General features: G+C 60.5%; 9 protein-coding genes. 4 read left to right on the top strand and 5 right to left on the bottom strand.

Annotated elements, in window-relative coordinates; all coding sequences use genetic code 11:
- Positions 1-74: 74 nt before the first annotated feature.
- From PH605_RS21065 to PH605_RS21080, 4 genes are all read left to right on the top strand, one after another.
- Entirely contained in the window at positions 75-2,018 is a 1,944-nt protein-coding gene (locus tag PH605_RS21065; protein WP_142845940.1) for a methyl-accepting chemotaxis protein, read from the top strand.
- Positions 2,019-2,312: 294 nt separating this feature from the next.
- The gene (msuE, locus tag PH605_RS21070) at positions 2,313-2,903 is read left to right on the top strand and encodes an FMN reductase (RefSeq protein ID WP_142845941.1); all 591 of its coding nucleotides are present in this window, start codon (positions 2,313-2,315) and stop codon (positions 2,901-2,903) included.
- A 22-nt stretch (positions 2,904-2,925) separates the two neighbouring features.
- A complete protein-coding gene (sfnG, locus tag PH605_RS21075; protein ID WP_142845942.1) occupies positions 2,926-4,029 on the top strand; it encodes a dimethylsulfone monooxygenase SfnG in 1,104 nt (367 codons plus the stop codon).
- A 183-nt stretch (positions 4,030-4,212) separates the two neighbouring features.
- Positions 4,213-5,640 (top strand): FAD/NAD(P)-binding protein, encoded by a 1,428-nt coding sequence (locus PH605_RS21080; RefSeq protein WP_142845943.1) that lies wholly within the window; start codon positions 4,213-4,215, stop codon positions 5,638-5,640.
- Between the two features lie 100 nt (positions 5,641-5,740).
- Here PH605_RS21080 and PH605_RS21085 read toward each other — a convergent pair whose 3' ends face one another.
- The 5 genes from PH605_RS21085 to PH605_RS21105 form a co-directional block, all read right to left on the bottom strand.
- Entirely contained in the window at positions 5,741-10,927 is a 5,187-nt protein-coding gene (locus PH605_RS21085; RefSeq protein WP_142845944.1) for a beta strand repeat-containing protein, read from the bottom strand.
- 155 nt (positions 10,928-11,082) lie between these two features.
- On the bottom strand, positions 11,083-12,240 hold the full coding sequence (glf, locus tag PH605_RS21090; protein WP_142845945.1) for a UDP-galactopyranose mutase: 1,158 nt from the start codon (positions 12,238-12,240) through the stop codon (positions 11,083-11,085).
- A gap of 102 nt (positions 12,241-12,342) precedes the next feature.
- The gene (locus tag PH605_RS21095) at positions 12,343-14,388 is read right to left on the bottom strand and encodes an O-linked N-acetylglucosamine transferase, SPINDLY family protein (protein ID WP_081308043.1); all 2,046 of its coding nucleotides are present in this window, start codon (positions 14,386-14,388) and stop codon (positions 12,343-12,345) included.
- A 392-nt stretch (positions 14,389-14,780) separates the two neighbouring features.
- Complete coding sequence (locus PH605_RS21100) at positions 14,781-17,750, bottom strand: beta strand repeat-containing protein (RefSeq protein ID WP_142845946.1); 2,970 nt, start codon at positions 17,748-17,750, stop codon at positions 14,781-14,783.
- 756 nt (positions 17,751-18,506) lie between these two features.
- The gene (locus PH605_RS21105) at positions 18,507-19,400 is read right to left on the bottom strand and encodes a LysR family transcriptional regulator (protein WP_125146124.1); all 894 of its coding nucleotides are present in this window, start codon (positions 19,398-19,400) and stop codon (positions 18,507-18,509) included.
- Positions 19,401-19,440 lie beyond the last annotated feature (40 nt).

Genomic DNA, 19,440 nt, shown 5'->3' on the forward strand with positions numbered 1-19,440 from the left:
ACCCGCGATGTTTCATTATTATTCCCCGGCCTCCTGAGAGGGCGGCTGGAGGAGTGCTTGCCTTGAGGCCATTCATGTCTTTCCTGAACAATACCAAGATAAAAACGAAGGTCGTTTTTGTCATCTCGTTGATGAGCCTGATGTCGCTTTCCGGAATAAGCTACGTCAGCCTGCAATATAAAGGCACCGACAGCGTCTATAGCGATTTCATCGGCCATGAGGCCCTTGCTGCAGTTCTGAACGCCAGAACCAGCGGGAACCTCAATGCACTTGGCATGCAGATGCTTCGCGCCAGCCTTAACGACCCGGCCAGCGCTGATTTCGAAGCTGCCGTCAAAACCTTCAGAGCAGACCGTAAGCAGCTCGAGGAACGCCAGAACAAGATCATGGAACTGGTGCCGGCGCGCACGGATGCCGCCCGCGATATCCTCAAGGGTGTCGTCGAAGTCGAGGAGATCGGCAATCAGGTCATCGCCCTCATGCAGGCAGGGCAACGCGCCGAAGCGCAGCAGATGGCGCTCAACGTGCTTCGGAAAATTGCCGAAGTCTCGCCAAAGATCAGCGCCGGCAATGAGCAGCTCATCCAGGTGATGAATGAGGGGAGAGAACGCCTTACAGCCAGCACCAATACGACGATCTGGACGGGCCTGATTACGCTCGCGCTCGTTTCGCTGGCCGTTATCGCACTTGGCCTGCTCATTTCCTCCCGGGGCATCACCACCCCGATTGCGCGGCTTCGCGCGCGTATGGAATCGCTCGCGGCCGGTGATACGGTAAGCGAAATTTCCGGAATGGATCGCAGGGATGAAGTCGGCCAGATGGCCGCTGCGGTTCAGGCGTTTCGCGAAAGCGCAATCGAACGCCTCCGGCTTGAGAATGAAACGGAGGCCAACCGGTCGACTTCTGAAAAGGACCGGATCGAGCGCGAGAAACAGAAGGCCAGGGAAGCTGCCGACGTACAGTTTGCCGTCGACAATCTTGCCACGGCCCTTTCGAAGATCGCCCAGGGCGACGTTACTTACCGGATCGTTCAGCCGTTCGTCTCCGGTCTTGACGGAATCCGCGGCGATTTCAACCGGGCTGCGGAACAGTTGCAGTCGACCTTGAGCCAGGTGGCGCAGAACGCGCGCGGCATCGACGCCGGCGCCAACGAGATAAGGTCTGCGGCGGACGATCTGGCGAGGCGTACGGAGCAGCAGGCTGCCGCCGTTGAAGAGACTGCGGCTGCGTTGGAAGAGATCACCACGACGGTGAAGGACGCCGCGAAACGGGCGCAGGAAGCGGGTCACCTCGTCGGCCGTGCAAAAGTCGGCGCTGAAAAATCCGGAGAGGTGGTGCAGCAGGCCGTCGCTGCAATGGAGCAGATCGCGACATCCGCCAATGAGATTTCCAACATCATCGGCGTGATCGACGAGATCGCGTTCCAGACAAACCTTCTGGCGCTGAATGCCGGCGTGGAAGCTGCCCGTGCGGGTGAGGCGGGCAAGGGCTTTGCCGTTGTCGCGCAGGAAGTTCGCGAACTGGCGCAACGCTCTGCCGGTGCGGCCAAGGAGATCAAGAACCTGATCACGACTTCCAACGGTCAGGTTCAGCAGGGCGTGCAGCTGGTTGGTGAAACCGGCAAGGCGCTGGAACTGATCGTGACGGAGGTGCAGGAAATCAACCGGCACGTTGCCGCCATCGCGGAATCAGCACAGGAGCAATCCTCCGGCCTTCAGCAGATCAATACGGCCGTGAACCAGATGGATCAGGACACCCAGAAGAACGCCGCCATGGTGGAGGAAAGCACGGCCGCCAGCCACGGGCTTGCACGCGAGGCGTCTTCGCTGAACGGGCTGATCGCACAGTTCAAACTGTCCGAAGGCGGTTATGGCGAGGCCTCCGCGCCCGTGCGCACGGCATCGGTCGCCGACAGGCCCGCAGCCTCTCCCGCGCGTGCGCTTGGCGGCAGGATAAGGGCGGCGTTTTCAGGCAATGCCGCGTTGAATACCGCCCCCGACAACTGGGAGGAGTTTTGATCCTTGCCCTGCCTTTACGTCGCGCTCGGTTGAGGCGCTGAAAGCATCGCCCTAGATATTGACACCGGGGATCGGAGATCCCCGGTGTCCTGCTTTTGGGCGATATCCGCCCGTTGAGGGCATGAGCGGCTTTCCGCTCCGGCGCTTGCAGCGACCGCCTTGCCCTGTGTGAACCAGTCGTGCTTCGGCCCAAATACGCGAAAGCATTTCTCAAAATATGCGGCTTTTGGAATGAGCGCCTTTGATAGCCTATTAAAAACATAGAAAATACACACAAAAGAAGGGCGAACGGATATGAAGATCCTTGGCATTTCCGGTAGTGTGAAGCGGCCGTCCCGCACGGCGCACGTCGTTGAACGAATTGTTGCCGCGATCGGGCGGACGGCGAAGGTTGAAACCGACCTCATCGATCTTGCCGATGCCGCCCCGGTTCTATTTCGGGCATTGCGCGCAGATGAGCTCGACGAGGCCGGGCGTGCGATTGTTGATGCGGTGGAGGCTGCCGATGTGCTCGTCGTCGGTTCGCCGGTCTATCGCGCGTCCTATACGGGCGCGCTCAAGCATTTATTCGATCTCGTCGATTTTCGTGCCCTGCAGGCTCGACGCGTGATCCTTGCCGCGACCGGCGGCTCGCCGCTGCATGGCCTGATGCTGGAACACCAGTTCCGTCCGCTGTTCGGCTTCTTCGGCGCTGTCACCGTGCCGACGACGGTTTATGCCATCGAGGCGGATTTTACGGGATACACGCTTTCAAACCCGGCCGTCGAAGCGCGCATTGAGCGCGCCGTCGCCGATCTGTTCGAGCTTTTACCCGCCAAAGCGTTTGGCGGCGGCGATCACCATCCGACCCTTTCCGTCGTTTCACGCGAAGCGGCTGCCAACTGAGATTGCAAGAGAGGAATTTATCATGACCGCACGCACAGCCGAGCCCGTTAAATTCGCCTATTGGGTGCCGAATGTTTCCGGTGGCCTCGTCATCTCGAATATCGAGCAACGCACCAGCTGGACCATCGACTATAACCGCAAGCTCGCGCAGATCGCGGAAGCGAGCGGTTTTGATTATGCGCTGAGCCAGATTCGATTCACGGCCGGTTACGGCGCCGAGTTCCAGCATGAATCCGTGTCTTTCAGCCATTCCCTGCTGGAGTCGACAAAGACGCTGAAGGTCATAGCCGCCATTCTGCCGGGGCCGTGGAACCCGGCGCTCGCTGCAAAACAGATCGCCACGATTAACCACCTCACCAATGGCCGCGTTGCGGTCAACATTGTCAGCGGCTGGTTTCGCGGCGAGTTCCATGCCATCGGCGAACCGTGGCTCGACCACGACGAACGCTATCGCCGCTCGGAGGAGTTCATCCGTGCATTGCGCGGCATCTGGACGGAAGACAGCTTCACCTTCCGCGGCGATTTCTATCGATTCAACAATTATTCCCTGAAGCCGAAACCGATCGATCCGCAGCCTGAAATCTTTCAGGGCGGTTCTTCGCGCGCAGCCCGCGATATGGCGGCCCGCGTTTCCGACTGGTATTTCACCAACGGCAACACCCCGGAAGAAATTGCAAGGCAGGTCGATGACATCCGTGCCAAGGCGGCTGAGAACAATCATTCGGTCAAGGTTGGCGTAAATGCTTTCGCCATCGTGCGTGAGACGGAGGAAGAGGCAAAGGCCGTGCTTGCCGAAATCATCGAGAAGGCCAATCCGGAAGCGGTCAACGCTTTTGGCCATGAGGTGAAGAATGCCGGTAAGGCCTCCCCGGAAGGACAGGGCAACTGGGCGAAATCCAGCTTCGAGGATCTCGTTCAGTACAATGACGGTTTCCGCTCAAACCTCATCGGCACCCCCCAACAGGTGGCGGAGCGCATCGTGCGCCTGAAGCGCGCCGGCGCCGACCTCATCCTGCTCGGTTTCCTGCATTTCCAGGAGGAGGTCGAGTATTTCGGCAAGCACGTCATTCCGCTGGTGCGCGCACTCGAAGAGGCCGAGGAGAGCGCGGCGATTGCAGCCGAATAACGCAGGCAGAAAAGGTGGAGCGGCGGCCTTCGCCGCTCATCCGCCGAAAGTGACGCAGCCGAACCGGACGGGACGCATGCGTTCGAACTTGCGCGGCCTGACACGCATCGCTGTGAATTTTTCGTCCGGGCTGCTAAAATTGGACGTTATTCGGGGCGTGCCGTCGAGGTCGCGTGAGTTGAAATGTCAGTGAGCCGGAAGAATGCCATTGTCGCCATCATAGGCGGTGGATTTAGCGGGGCAGCGATTGCCCTCCATCTCCATCGAGCCGCTGGGGCGTTCGAAAATGTGCGGATCGTGGTGTTCGAACCGAGAGCGGCATTGGGCGCGGGGCTTGCCTATTCCACACCGGAGCCGGCCAACCGGATCAACGTACCGGCCGGGCGCATGACGCTTTATCCTGATGATCCGGATAATTTCCTCCACTATCTCGACAGGTCGAACGCGCTTGCGGGCGATGCAGCGGCGGTGTTGCCTGATGGGCAGGCCTATCCGCAACGCAGGGTCTTCGGCGCCTATGTCGCGGCCGAGATCGCGCCTTTGCTGGATGCGGGCATTGTTGAGCACAGGCGCAGCACGGTGGAACATGTGGCCCGTCATGATGACGGCTGGCAGCTGCAAACCGCAGAGGGCGAGAGCCACTTCGCGGACATCGTGGTGGTTGCGACGAGCCATCCGCCGCCGGCGCTTCCGCAGGTGTTGAAACCGCTTGCCGGTCATCCGAAACTGGTGGCGGATTTGAATGCGGACGCCGCGCTGGAAAATATCGCCGCGGGTGACCGCATTCTGATCGTCGGCAATGGCTTGACCGCGGCTGATGCCTTTGCCGCGCTCGACCGGCGCGGCCATCACGCGCGGGTCGTTTCGCTGTCGCGCCGCGGTTTGCGGTCGCGTGGCCATCCGGCCTTGCCGCAGGAACCCTACGGCGATTTTGTCGATCCGCCGTCCAAAAGCGCGTCGGAACTATTGCGGCGGATTCGAGAGGCTGTGAGAGTGTCGCAAGCGGGCGGTGCGAGCTGGCATGGCGTTCTGGACGCCGTTCGCCTGCAGGGACGCGACATATGGCGGAACCTTCCGCTGATCGAAAAGCGCAGGGTGGTGCGGTGGCTGCGGCCCTTCTGGGACGCGCACCGGTTCAGGATCGCGCCGCAGGTGGAGAAACTTCTGGATGAGGCCATAATTTCGGGCCAGCTACAGATCGTCGCCGGGTCGCTTGTGTCCGCAAAGGCTGGCGAAGACGGTTCGTTGCATGTCGATCTGCGGTTTCGCGGCAAAAGGGAAATCGCGCGGCTCGACGTCGATGCTATCGTCGTGACAACCGGTCCCGCCCATGGTGGAATTCTGAAATCGCAGGCTTTTCTTTCCGGTCTGGAGCAGGCGGGTCTTCTGACCTTTTGCCCGACGGGGCTGGGCATCCACTGCGACGAGCGATCCCGCGCCATCGACAGCCGCGGCCAGGCCATTGAAACGCTGCTGATCGGCGGTCCGCTGGCGCGCGGAACCTTCGGTGAACTGATGGGCCTGCCCCAGGTTACCGAGCACGCGATCTTCGTCGCCGGAGAAATCGCACGGAACCTTGCGCCAGCGGCGAGCAGCCCGGCCCCGGTCTGATCGCAACCTGACGCAGGGTTGGTGAGGCGGTGAAATGGCGGCTGCCATCAGGCGATGGCAGCTATCCCGGCCCGGTTATTTTCCTGTTCGCAGGCTAAAATCAGACGTCCAGATAAGACAAAATGGTTGCAGCGACGTCAGACGTCTCCTGCGTTTCACTCGAAGCCGCCACTGATGTGCTGGTCGCGCTGTCCTCGGTCGAAGTCGTCTCGTTGGTGGTTGAGATCAGGGAGGCGATATCCTGGACAGAGCTGTTGGTGGTCTTGGCGCTGTTCAAGGCCGTAACCTGCGCCGATGTCATGGCGGCGACCTGGCCTGGCGTGAAGGCTGCCGCCTGGGATGCCGTCAGGGCAGCGAGCGTACCGGTGCCCAATCCCGAGATCGCGCTCGAACTCAGGCTGATGATCTGCTCGGTGGAAAATGCCGTCAGGTCGTCGCCGCCAAGCGCGGCTGCCTGCAGCGCGTTGAGGACGCTGACCTGTGACAGTGACAGCGCTCCGATTTGCGCAGACCCCATCGCCGCGACCTGACCGTAGCTCAGCGCAGCCACCTGGCCCGTCGTCAAAGCGGCGATCTCCTGAGAAGACAGGGAGGCCACGACGGTGGCGGACAGTCCCTTTATCGCCGTCGAACTGATGGCGGCGAGTTCCCCGGTCGAGAATGTATCAAGATCGTCCGCCGTCAATCCCGCAAGTCCGGCCGAACTCAATGCGGCGATCTGGCTGGTGGAGAGCGCTTCGATCTGGTCCTTGCCGAGGGCATTGATCTGATCGCTGGTCAATCCGGCGACGCCAGCCGTGCTCAGGGCCGCAACCTCGGCGGTGGAAAGAGCGGCGATAAAGTCCGTGGACAGTCCCTTTATCGCGCTTGAGCCGATAGCCGCGAGTTCCTCCGTCGAGAAGGTTTCCAGCATCTCCGCGGACAGGCCCTTGAGCGCATCCGAATTCAGCGATGCTATCTGCCGGGTGGATAATGTCTGGACCTGTTCAATGCTCAACGCGCCGGTCTGTGCGCTGCCAAGGCCCGCAATCGCCTTGGCGTCCAGAGCCGCTATCTGGCTGACGGAAAGGGAGGCGATGTCGGCCGTATTCAGGGCCGCAACCTGTTTGGAGGTGAGGGCGCCGATCTGGGCATTGGTCAGCGCGCTTACCTGACCGGTGCCGAGAGCCGCGATCTGATCCGTGGTCAGGCCCGGTATTGCCGCCGCGCCGAGTGCGGCGATCTGAGCGGTCGTCAACGAGGCGATCGTGGCTGTCGACAGGCCCGAGACCGCATTCGAACTGATGGCGGCCAACTCGGCGGCAGTGAATGTATCGAGATCGCCGGCGCTGAGGGCCGCGATCTGTTTCGAACTGAGAGTGCCGATCTGACCACTGGTCAGGGCCTCGACCTGAAGGGTGTCGAGGGCCGTGATCTGATCGGTGGTCAGGCCCGCCGTGCCCGCAGTGCTGAGGGCGGCGATCTGGGCTGCCGAGAGCGAGGCGATACTGGCCACGCTCAGAGCCGCAACCTGTCTGGAGGTGAGGGCGGCGATCTGGGCGCTGGTGAGGGCATCCACCTGACCGGTGCCGAGGGCCGCGATCTGGGCGGTGGTCAGGCCGGGTACTGCCGCCGCGCCCAGAGCGGCGATCTGCGCCGTCGTCAGCGAAGCGATTGCCGCTGTCGACAGGCCCGAGATCGCACTCGAGCTGATGACAGCCAGCTCGGCGGCGGTGAATGTATCAAGGCCACCGGCGCTGAGGGCCGCAATCTGTTTTGCGCTGAGGACGCCGATCTGAGCACTGGTGAGGGCCTCGACCTGAGCGGTGTTGAGAGCGGCGATCTGATCGGTGGTCAGGCCCGCTATGCCCGCCGTGCTGAGAGCGGCTATCTGGGTTGCCGAAAGCGAAGCGATGCTGGCCACGCTGAGGGCGGCAACCTGCCTGGAGGTGAGGGCGCTGACCTGGATACTGATCAGGGCGTCGACTTGATCGCTCGTCAGGACTGCGACCTGCCCGGTGTTCAACCCTCCAACGCCAGCCGCACTCAAGGCTGCGACCTGGGCCGTGGTCAGCGACGCTATGGTCTCCGTTGACAAGCCCGGGATGGCATTTGAACTGATCGCGGCAATGTCCTTGGTCGAGAACGTTGCCATGTCGTCCGTACCCAAGACCGCAATCTGTTTCGAGCTGAGAGCACCGACCTGGGTCTCGGTCAAAGCCTCGACCTGCGCGGTATCGAGGGCCGCGATCTGGTCAGTGGTCAGGCCCGTTATGCCCGCCGTGCTGAGGGCGGCTATCTGGGCTGCTGAAAGCGAGGCGATGTCAGCCACGCTCAAGGCCGCAACCTGTTTGGAGGTGAGTGCCGCGATTTGGGTACTGGTCAGGACGTCCACCTGATCGCCAGTAAGCGCTGCGACCTGTCCGGTGCTCAGCCCGCCAATGCCAGCCGTACTCAGCGCTGCGATCTGCGCTGTCGTCAGCGACGCTATGGTTTGGGTGGAGAGGCCCGGGATTGCATTCGAACTAAGGGCGGCAATGTCCTTGGTCGAGAACGTCGCCATATCCTCCGCGCTCAGGGCAGCTATCTGCGTCGAGCTGAGAGCGCTTACCTGAGCGCTGGTCAAGGCCTCGACCTGCGCGGTGCTGAGGGCGGCGATCTGCGCGGTGTTCAACGCACCGATGCTTTGCACGTTCAGGGCGGCAATCTGGGCTGTCGTCAGGGAGGCGATGGTCTCTGCCGACAATCCGGAGATCGCACTGGAACTGATCGCGGCGATATCCTTGGTCGAGAATGTCGCAATGTTATCCGCGCTCAAGGCGGCGATCTGTTTCGAGCTGAGAGCGCCGACCTGGGCGGTGGTCAAGGCCTCGACCTGGGCGATACTCAAGGCGGCGATCTGCGCGGTGCTCAACGCACCGATGCTTTGTACATTCAGGGCGGCAATCTGGGCTGTCGTGAGGGAAGCAAGGGTTTCTGCCGACAGTCCTGCGATTGCGCTGGACGTGATCGCGGCGATGTCCTTGGTCGTGAATTTCGCCAGATCGTCCGTCCCCAGCTGCGAAATCTGTGTGGAGCCGAGATTGACGATCTGCGCGCTCGTTAAGGCTTCGGCCTGGCTGGTGGTGAGGGTCGCCAGCTGTTGCGCGCTTAGTCCCGTAACGCCCGCAGCGCTCAGGGAGGCGATCTGGGCCGTTGAAAGAGCGGCTATGTCGTCTGTGCCGAGGGTGGCAATTTGTGCCGAGCTCAACCGCGCCATCTGCTTGGTCGACAGCTTGGAGACCTGATCGGTGCTGAGGGCGGCGATCTGGCCGGTCGAAAGTCCGAGGATGCCGGAGGTGCTCATTGCCGCAAGCTGGGCCACGGAAAGCGATGCTATATTGTCCGTGCTCAATGCCGCAATCTGTCCCGAGCCGAAAGCCGCGATCTGGGCTGTGGTCAGGGCCGCGAACTGATCGATGCTGAGGGCCGCAACCTGATCGCTGGTCAGACCCTTGATGCCCGATGTGCTCAACACGGCGGTTTGGCTGGTGGACAGGGCGGCCACATCGTTGCCCAGGGCGGCGACCTGAACCGAACTCAACGCCTTGATCTGCGCGGTGGATAGAAGGCTGACCTGATTGCCGCTCAGGGCTTCGATCTGATCGGAGGTGAGGCCGGTGATGGCGCTGGTGGTGAGGGCGCCGATCTGAGCCGTGGTGAAGGCCGCGATAACATCGGTGTTCAAGCCCGACATGGCTTTATTCGTGATCGCTGCGATATCGGCGGTCGAGAATGTCGCCAGATCCTCGATGCTCAGGGCTGCAAGCTGCGCTGAACTCAGGGACTTCACCTGCGTCGGAGACAGCGCCTCGACCTGCTCGGTGCTCAGAACTTCGATCTGATCGGCCGTCAGGCCGGCAATGGCGCTGGTGGTCAGGGCGGCGATCTGGGCGGTGGACAGCGCCGCGATTGCGTCCGCGCTCAGGCCGGACATGGCTTTGCCGGTGATTGCCGCGATATCGGCGGTCGAGAATGTTGCTATGTCCTCCGCGCTCAGGGCCGCAAGCTGGATCGAGCTCAGCAACTTCACCTGTGCCGAGGACAGGGCCTCGACCTGCTGGGTGCTGAAGGCTTCGATCTGGTCGGCTATCAGGTTGGCGACCACGCCGGTGCTGAGGGCGGCAATCTGAGCGGTTGACAGGGCCTCGATCTGAGCCGCGCTCAAGGCCTGGAACTGCGCTATACCGAGGGCGTTCATCTGGGCCGTCGTCAATGCGGCGATCTGCTCTTTGGTCAGCGTGCTGATCGTCTCCGTGCCCAGACGGGGCATGGCTTTGCCGGTGATCTCCGCTATATCGGCGGTAGAGAATGTCGCGATGTCTTCCGCGCTCAGCGCCACGAATTGCGCCGCGCTCAGCGACCTCACCTGTTCCGGCGACAGGGCTTCGACCTGGCTGGTGCTTAAGGCGGCGATGTGCGTCGTCTTGAGTGCGGCAATCTGGGCCGTCGTCAATGCGGCGATCTGGGCGGTGCTCAGGGTTTCGATCTGGTCGATCGTCAGGCCGGCAATCGTGCTTGCGCTGAGGGCGGCGATCCGATCCGGGCTAAACGCTGCGATTGCCTCGGTGCTGAGGCCCGGCATGGCCTTGACGGTGATCGCGGCGATGTCGGCGGTCGAGAATGTCGCTATGTCGTCTGTGCCGAGGGCAGCGAGTTGCATCGAGCTCAGCACTTTGACCTGCGCCGGCGACAGGGCTTCGGCCTGTTCCGGGCTCAGGACCGCGATCTGGTCGGTCGTCAGGCTCGCAACGGCGCTCGTGCTCAGGGCCGCGATCTGATCCGGGGTCAGCCCTGCGATCACCTCGGTGCTCAAGCCCGGCATGGCTTTGCTCGTGAGCGCTGCGATATCGGCGGTTGAGAACGTCGCTATATCTTCAGCGCTCAGGGCGGCAATTTGCGTCGCATTGAGGGCGCGCACCTGAGATGAGGTCAAAGCCTCCGCCTGTTCCGTCGTCAGGGCATGGAGCTGGGTGGTGGTGAGCGCAGAAATCTGGCTCGAATTCAGGCTTTTGATGGCGTATTGATCGAGAATGTTGAGCTGATCCAGTGTCAGGCCAACGATGGCGCCCTGCGAAATGGCGCTCAACTGTTGTGAGTTGAGGACTTTCACATCCTCCACATCCAGTGCCGCGATCTGATCCGAGGAGAGCGCCTTGATCTGCGTTGTAGAGAGCGACGCGACGTCCTCGGTTGTCCAGGCCGCGACCGCCTCTGTCGAGAGATATCTGATCTGATTGACGTTCAGGGAAGAAATGATCGACGTCATGTCTGAAAAATCCTAAAGTCCAGGCCCAACAGGTGGATTTTCCGCCCGAGCCCACCAGAGGGGCATCGGTTACGCAGGTCCACCATTTTTCAGATGTTGAGTACGCAATCGGGCTTGCCTGAACCTGAAGTTGCTACGCTTCAGCCGCCGTCACCTCAAAGGGGTGAATGCAGAAATGCCGGCATGGGAGCGCCCTCCGCTCGCCGGGCGAGATAGAGCCGGGCGGTGTCCAGCGCCTCTCGAATGGTCGCATCCATGTCGAGATAACGGTAGGTCCCGAGCCGCCCGACAAAGGTTACCGACGCTTCCCGCTCGGCGCGCGCCACATATTCGGCGAGCTGTTCTTTGTCCTCGACCAGCCGGATGGGATAATAGGGAATGTCCTGCGGGCCGCATTCATGGGAGAACTCCCTGTAGCAGACGGAGCCGGCATGGTCTTCCCACGGAGAAAAGTGCTTGTGTTCGGTGATGCGAGTAAAGGGCACCGAAACGTCGCCATAATTCATCACCGCACAGCCCTGATAGTCGCCGTCATAGGTGAAACGTTCGAAATTGAGCGTCCGGTACGCCAGACGGCCGAATTCGAATTCGAAATAGCCGTCGAGCGGACCGGAATAGAAGACGTGTGCGGAGGCCGCCGCTTCGGCGCGCTGGAAATGTGTGCCAAGTTTGACGCTGATATTCGGATGATCGAGGATGCGTTCGATCATGTCCGTATAGCCGGTTTCCGGCATGCCCTGATATTTGTGGAAGAAGTAGTTGTCGTCATAGTTGAAGCGCACGGGCAGGCGTTTCAGGATCGAGGCCGGCAGTTCCGTCGGCGAGCAGCCCCATTGTTTCTCGGTGTATCCCTTGAAGAAGGCTTCATAGAGATCGCGGCCGACGAAGCGCAGCGCCTGCTCCTCGAAGGTCTGTGGATCGGTAATCGACTTGTCGGCCTTTTCCTCGATAAAGGCTCTGGCTTCATCGGGCCGGAAATTCTTGCCGAAGAACTGGTTGATCGTGTGCAGATTGACCGGCAGCGAATAGACGCGCTCGCCGCTCGTCGTTTTGACCCGGTTCTTGTAAGGCATGAATGTCTGAAAGCCGTTCACATAGTCCCAGACTTCCTTGTCGTCGGTATGGAAAATATGCGGACCGTAAACATGCACCATAACGCCGGTCTCACCGTCGCGTTCGGTGTGGCAATTGCCGGCAATGTGATCGCGGGCATCGACGATATCGACCCTGTGGCCCGCCAGTGCAAGCTCGCGGCCAATGACCGCGCCGGAAAGCCCGGCACCCACAATGACAATTCTTTCGTCCGCAATCATTGCTAAGTCAGTCCTGTTCATCCATCGCCTTGCGGGCGGTCAAGATTTGCCGGGGGGCGCGCCGCAGGGCGCTTGTCCTCGCCGGTGTCGTTCGATCCCCGCTCAATTGTCCGGTTTCTGCCAGAGGCGGCGGTCATAGGGGATCGGCGCATAGTCGTGCCATTGCCTCAGCTTCTTCAGGTAGCGCTCGCGGTAACTCTGTTCGTCCTCGAACTCGATGTTTTCCTGCAGCGCCTCTGCACCTGCTTCGTAATAAATATCGAGATTGCTGAGGTCGGGCACAGGGGTCTCGCCACGCTCGCATTCACCCTGCATTTGCCAGAAGAGTTCTTCGAGACGCCGCGCCAGGGCGGGAATATCGCGCAGGACGCTGGTGTCGCGCTGCCGGGCGATCGATTCCCTGACCTCCAGAAGGCTCTTACGGTCGCGTTCGAAACCGATGGCGCGGGCGACATAATCTTCCGGTGAGGAGCAGATCATCTCCGGCACGCCTGCTGCGGTGACGATGCTGCCGCAGAAGCGTGCGGCAAAGGTCTTGCCGGACATGGTGAGAACCGGCAGGCCTGAGGTTATCGCATCCGACGCCGTGGAATGCGCGCCATAGGGGAACGTGTCGAGAAACAGATCGGCAAGGCCGATGCGCGCAATATGCTGCGGGTTCTGGGCCTTCGGTGCGAAGATGAGCCTGTCGGACGCGACGCCGCTCTTTTCCGCAAGGTCTCGCAGGCGTTGATTGACGTCGTCATCACCCGCCAGCAGCCATAACAGGCTGCCGGGCGTCTCCGACAGGATCGTCATCCAGCGGGCGAAGCAGTTTTCCGTGATCTTCTGCATGCCGTTGAAGCTGGCATAAACGAATGCATCCTCCGGCAGTCCGACCTCTGCCCGGGTCGGCCGGGGGGCGATGGACCGCTTCCGGTCGAGGGGCTGGTCGCAGGCGATGCGGAGCACCTTCTCGGAATAATAGATCTCGTTCTCCGGCGGGATCATGTAACCATCTGAGATCAGATATTGATGGAACGGACTTCCCATCGATCCCGGGTAACCGCAGAAACTGACGATGACCGGTGCGGGGCGATAGGCGAAAATTTTCGTGCGGGCATCCTTGGTGTAGCCATTCACGTCGATCAATATATCGATCTCGTCGGCAATGATTTGAGATGCCGCGGTGGCGTCATCCATGCCGTGAATATCACGCCAGCAATGAACCGCGGCCTTGATGCGTGCCTGCGTGCTGTCAGTGCCGCGGACATTGCCGCAATAATAGGCGAAGACCTCGATGCTATCTTTGTCATGCAGTTCCAGAACTTCGCAGAGTGCGAAGCCGACGGCATGATCGCGAAGATCCGACGAAAGATAGCCGACGCGCAGACGCTGGCCGGTGCCGGATTTCTGCTTGGGTGATCTGCGCGGGAACCGGCTGAGGTCTGGACGCGCACCGACCAGCATCTTGCTGAGGCGATATGCCTTGGCGAGCTGGAACATCGGGTCGTCGGCGTAACAGCTCAGCGTCAGCGACGACATCGCATCGAGCATCTTGCGCACGGGAATATGGCTCGAAGGGGCAAGTATGGGCCATTTGCACTGGCGCTGCCGCAACGATGCCCAGTGCTGGCCGGCCTCCGGCAGTTCCGGCCGCAGTTCGAATGCCTGTAGCAAGGCGGTCTCGGCCTCTTCGAGCTTTCCGGCGCCTTCTAGAACCCTGCCCATATTCTGCAGGGTCATATGCCGATGGCCGATTGTCTCGGCGTCGACGCTTTTCGTCGCTTCGGCATAATGCGACCATTGCTCCACCGCGTGGCCGATCAGCCCGGCATCTTCAAGCGCGCGGCCGAGATTGATATGGCCGGGCGCGAATTCCGGGTTGGCCTTCAGGCAGGCGCGGAACGCCTGTACAGCGCCGGCCCGATCGCCCAGCTGGTTGAGCATGACGGCATAGTTGAAATAGGCGAGATGGATCGTCGGGTTGTTGTCGTTGAATGCGACCCAGGTCTTGTAAAGTTCCGCCGCCGCCGCCTGTTGCCCGGCGGCATTGAGCGCCTCTGATATGCTCAGCAGATCCATGAGGCTCAGCCGCTGGTTCCGCGCAAGATCGAGTGCGCTCGGAGCGGTGTCGTCATTTGATGGGGAGACTTGGTTGGCGGTCATGACATCCTGCGGCAAGGCGACAAAGGGTCTAAGATAAAGCAGCCTGTTGATGGGCCGTCTTTAGCTATCGCAGGTAACTTGCCTGTGGCTGGATGTATTGAGTTCCGGGTTGCTTGCGCTGATCAGCCGCGGGCTTTGAGGAGCGAAATGTCCTTCCAGTCAAACGGTCGCCTGGGAGGCAACGGATCAGTCAGGCCAAGGGACCAATTGCTGATATTTTCTCCGGGCGAGAATGCCTCAGCCCATTGTTCTGTCGCGCGACGAAAGCATTGTTTCGATAAACGGTGCAGACGAATTTTTCAGAAATCTTTCGAAGTATTCTGCGGCGAAAAGCCCAAATGTGCCACGACGCGGCTTCGGGCCGCGTCGTGGATTGTCTTGTTTCTTAAATTTTATACACCCTTGTAAGCCTTGATGACCGCTTCAACCTGTGCGTCGTTCATGACTTTCAGCTGCTGGGCCGAAAGAGCTCCAGCCTGGGCGGTGCTGAGGCCGCCGATAGCCGCGGTGGAAAGACCGGCGACAGCATTGGCGCTGATAGCCTTGATCTCGTCTGTCGAGAACAGCGCCAGCTCGGTGCTGTTGAGCGTAGCGACCTGAGCAGAATTCAGACCAGACACCTGTTCGGAGGTCAGTGCCGCGATCTGATCGGTCGAGAGGGCTGCGAACTGCGTCGAGGACAGTGCTGCGGCCTGAGCCTTGCTGAGTGCGGCGATATTGCCGGTGCTAAGCTTGGTGGCGTCGAGACCGCCGAGAGCCTTGGCGGTGATCGACTTGACTTCGTCCGCCGTGAAGGTGGCAAGGTTCGCGGAGTTGAAGGCGTTGAGCTGCGTCGAAGACAGGCCCGCAATCTGGGTCTTGGTCAGTGCTGCGGCGTTGTCGGTGGTAAGCGACGTAATAGCCGCAGTCGTCAGACCGGAGACGGCAGTGGCGGCGATGGCCTTGATCTCATCGGTGGAGAAGAGGGCCAGTTCGTCGCTGCTGAGCGTCGCGACCTGAGCGGAGCTGAGACCGGACACCTGATCGGAGGTCAGCGCCTTGATCTGGTCGGTCGACATGGCGGTAAACTGTGCCGTTGAGAGGGCCGAAACCTGTGCCTTGCTGAGTGCGGCGATATTGCCGGTGCTGAGCTTGGAGACATCAAGGCCAGCGAGCGCCTTGGTTGTGATTGCCTTGACTTCGTCTGCCGCGAAGGTGGCGAGGCTAGCCGAGGTTAGCGCGTTGAGCTGCGTGGACGAGAGGCCCGCAATCTGGGTCTTCGTCAGGGCTGCTGCATTATCGGTGCTGAGGGCGGCCAGGGCCGCGGTAGAAAGACCGGCAACGGCGTTGGCGGCGATAGCCTTGATCTCATCCGTGGAGAAGAGAGCCAGCTCGTCGCTGCTGAGCGTGCCGACCTGAGCGGAGCTGAGGCCAGCGACCTGATCGGAGGTGAGAGCCTTGATCTGGTCGGTCGAGAGCGCCGCGAACTGCGTCGAGGAAAGCGACGTTACCTGAGCCTTGGTCAGTGCGGCGATGTTGCCGGTGCTGAGCTTGGTCACATCGAGACCGGAGAGCGCCTTGGTGGTGATCGCCTTGATCTCGTCTGCCGTAAAGGTGGCGAGGTTTGCGGAGGTCAATGCGTTGAGCTGCGTCGAAGACAGGCCGGCAATCTGGGTCTTCGTCAGGGCAGATGCATTGTCGGTCGTAAGGGCAGCGAGGGCTGCGGACGAAAGGCCGGCAACGGCGTTGGCGGCGATGGCCTTGATCTCATCGGTGGAGAAGAGGGCCAGTTCGTCGCTGCTGAGCGTCGCGACCTGAGCGGAGCTGAGACCCGAAACCTGATCGGAGGTCAGCGCCTTGATCTGGTCGGTCGACATGGCGGTAAACTGTGCCGTCGAGAGGGCCGAAACCTGTGCCTTGCTGAGTGCGGCGATATTGCCGGTGCTGAGCTTGGAGACATCAAGGCCAGCGAGCGCCTTGGTTGTGATTGCCTTGACTTCGTCTGCCGTGAAGGTGGCGAGGCTAGCCGAGGTCAGGGCGTTGAGCTGCGTGGACGAGAGGCCGGCGATCTGCGTCTTCGTCAGGGCCGTGGCGTTGTCGGTCGTAAGGGCAGCCAAAGCCGCCGTGGAAAGGCCAGCGACCGCATTGGCGCTCAAGGCGCCGATCTCTCCCGTGGAGAAGAGGGCCAGTTCGTCGCTGCTCAGTGTGCCGACCTGGGCGGAGCTCAGACCAGAGACCTGCTCGGATGTCAGCGCCTTGATCTGATCAGTCGACATGGCGGCGAACTGCGTCGAGGAAAGCGACGTTACCTGAGCCTTGGTGAGCGCGGCGATGTTGTCGGTGCTGAGCTTGGTCACATCGAGACCGGAGAGCGCCTTGGTGGTGATCGCCTTGATCTCGTCTGCCGTAAAGGTGGCAAGGTTTGCGGAGGTCAATGCGTTGAGCTGCGTGGACGAAAGGCCGGCAATCTGGGTCTTCGTCAGGGCAGATGCATTGTCGGTCGTAAGGACAGCGAGGGCTGCGGACGAAAGGCCGGCAACGGCGTTGGCGGCGATCGCTTTGATCTCGTCTGTCGAGAAGAGAGCCAGTTCGTCGCTGCTGAGCGTCGCGACCTGAGCGGAGCTGAGGCCAGAGACCTGCTCGGATGTCAGCGCCTTGATCTGATCAGTCGACATGGCCGCAAACTGCGCAGTGGAGAGCGCCGAAACCTGCGCCTTGCTGAGTGCGGCGATATTGCCGGTGCTGAGCTTGGTCACATCGAGACCAGCAAGGATCTTGGTGCTGATCGCCTTGACTTCGTCTGCCGAGAAGGTTGCAAGGCTGCCGGAGCTGAGCGCATTGAACTGCGTGGAAGACAAGGCGGCGATCTGCGTCTTTGTCAGCGCGGCTGCATTGTCGGTGCTGAGGGCGGCGATGGCTGCTGTGGAAAGACCAGCGATGGCAGTGGCGCTGATCGCCTTGATCTCGTCGGTGGAGAAGAGGGCCAGTTCGTCGCTGCTCAGTGTTGCAACCTGAGCGAAGCTGAGGCCTGCGACCTGAGACGAGTTGAGTGCCTTGATCTGGTCGGTCGAAAGGGCGTCAATCTGGCTGGCATAAAGGGCGGTAACCTGAGAGGACGACAGGCTGCTGACCTGAGCGGAGCTCAGTTTCGCCATCTGGGTGAGGGTCAGACCCTTGACTGCCGTCACGGAAATGGCGCGCAGGTCCTCAGAGCTGAAAAGAGCAAGGTTATCCGTGCTCAAAGACGCGATCTGAGATGACGAAAGAGCCTTGATTTTGGTGCTATCAAGAGCATTCACGTCTTCCGACGTCAGGCTGGCAATGGTGGACGTCGAAAGCTTGGAAATCTGCACAGCAGACAATGAGGAGAGGATCGAAGTCATGAACGTGTCCTTTACCGAATGGCGGATGGTCACGCCTATCTGCTGCCAGACACTGCCCGTTATGACAGCGGTCCGACATCCGCAAATAAAGCGAAATTGTGGAGAACATGGCTCATGTGAACCTGCGCTGGAAACGCTTCATGCAATTCGAGCCGGAGATAGGGGCCCGGATTTTCCACGCTAGCTTGTGCGAATGCCGCTCAATAATTTCTGCCGCTTAAGATTTTCGCGACGAGCGTGTCATATCAGGCCAACATTTAAAGCCTAGTTAATATTTGGAGGCGTCGCATTTTATTCTTGATGTTTTCGTATCTTAGAGTCTTGTAGAGTATAAAATCACGAAGCCAACTATCGATTCGATCAGCTTCCACTGCGGGCAATCAGACGTGATGGCTCACGGATAAGTAGTATCTGTTTGGAGGGGCGAGAGCGCAAGGATTTGACCGTTATTTTCATCTAAAACTGTCCTGCGATTCTTGCCGGGCGCTGACCCACCTATGTAACGGCTGCCAGAATCGGCCAATGCTTTGCTTTGTCGCCTTTATTTCGGGTGCCGTGTAGTTGGTTTTTTTAAAGCGGAAGCTGTTATTTCCGGTTTCCGGGCCACGGCAATGCTTCGGCCGGGCGGGCACGGGTCGTGCGATGATTCGGCGATGTGCCGATGGGGAAAACTGGTGTCCAAGGCGCAACGACCCGCCACCAATGACGGGCTGATTTGGCGACCAGCTGCCCTTGGCAAGACTTCAATCCCCGGTATCAGGCATGATGGCGCAAGGCGTCGATGATTACCTTCATCGCCGGAGACATCTGGCGCCTGCTGGCGTAATAGAGGTGATAGCCGGTGAAGGGTGCGCTCCAATTGTCCAGAACCGCCTGCAATCTCCCTTCGGCGATGTGCTCCTCGACAAGGTCTTCGGGAATATATGCGATCCCGTAGCCTTTCATCGCCGCGTCGATCTGGGAGATCGATGAGTTGAAGCTGAGTTGCCCGTCAACTCTGACCCGCAGTTCTCGCCCGTCCTTTTCAAACTCCCAGGTGTAAAATCCACCCCAGGTGGCCTGACGTGTATTGATGCAGACATGGCCGACCAGATCCTGGGGTGTGGCAGGGATGCCGTGTCTGGCGAAGTAGTCCGGCGAAGCCACGGCCCGGAGCCGCCAGTCCGGGCCGATCCTGACGGCAATCATGTCCCTGTCGACGCTCTCGCCCAGTCGCACGCCGGCATCGAAGCGTTCCTCGACAATATTGCGCATGCCATTGTCGCTATAGAGTTCGACATGGATGTCAGGATAGTTGGTGAGTACGCGGCTCAGCTTCGGCCAGACGGTGGTTTGCAGGGCGTGATCGGACAAGGTGAGGCGCACGGTGCCTGAGGGTTTTTCACGAAAGGCGACGAGGTCCGCCAAATCCGCCTCGATCCCCTGAAATCGCGGAGCGATGGACAAAAACAGGCGCTCGCCGGCTTCCGTGGTGGCCACGCTGCGTGTCGTCCGCGTCAGGAGCCGCACGCCCAGCCGGGCTTCCAGCTGCTTGATTGTGTAGCTCAATGTCGACTGCGATGTTCCAAGCGTCGCCGCAGCCTTTGTGAAGCTCCGCTCCTTAGCAACCTCCATGAACCAGAGGAGATCCTTCATGTCCTCTCGCTGCATCAAACCTCGCCAATTAATATTGAATTTCGATAAGTCCATG

The organism is Agrobacterium sp. CFBP 3001 (assembly GCF_027871605.1).
In the GTDB taxonomy this organism is placed as follows: domain Bacteria; phylum Pseudomonadota; class Alphaproteobacteria; order Rhizobiales; family Rhizobiaceae; genus Agrobacterium; species Agrobacterium leguminum.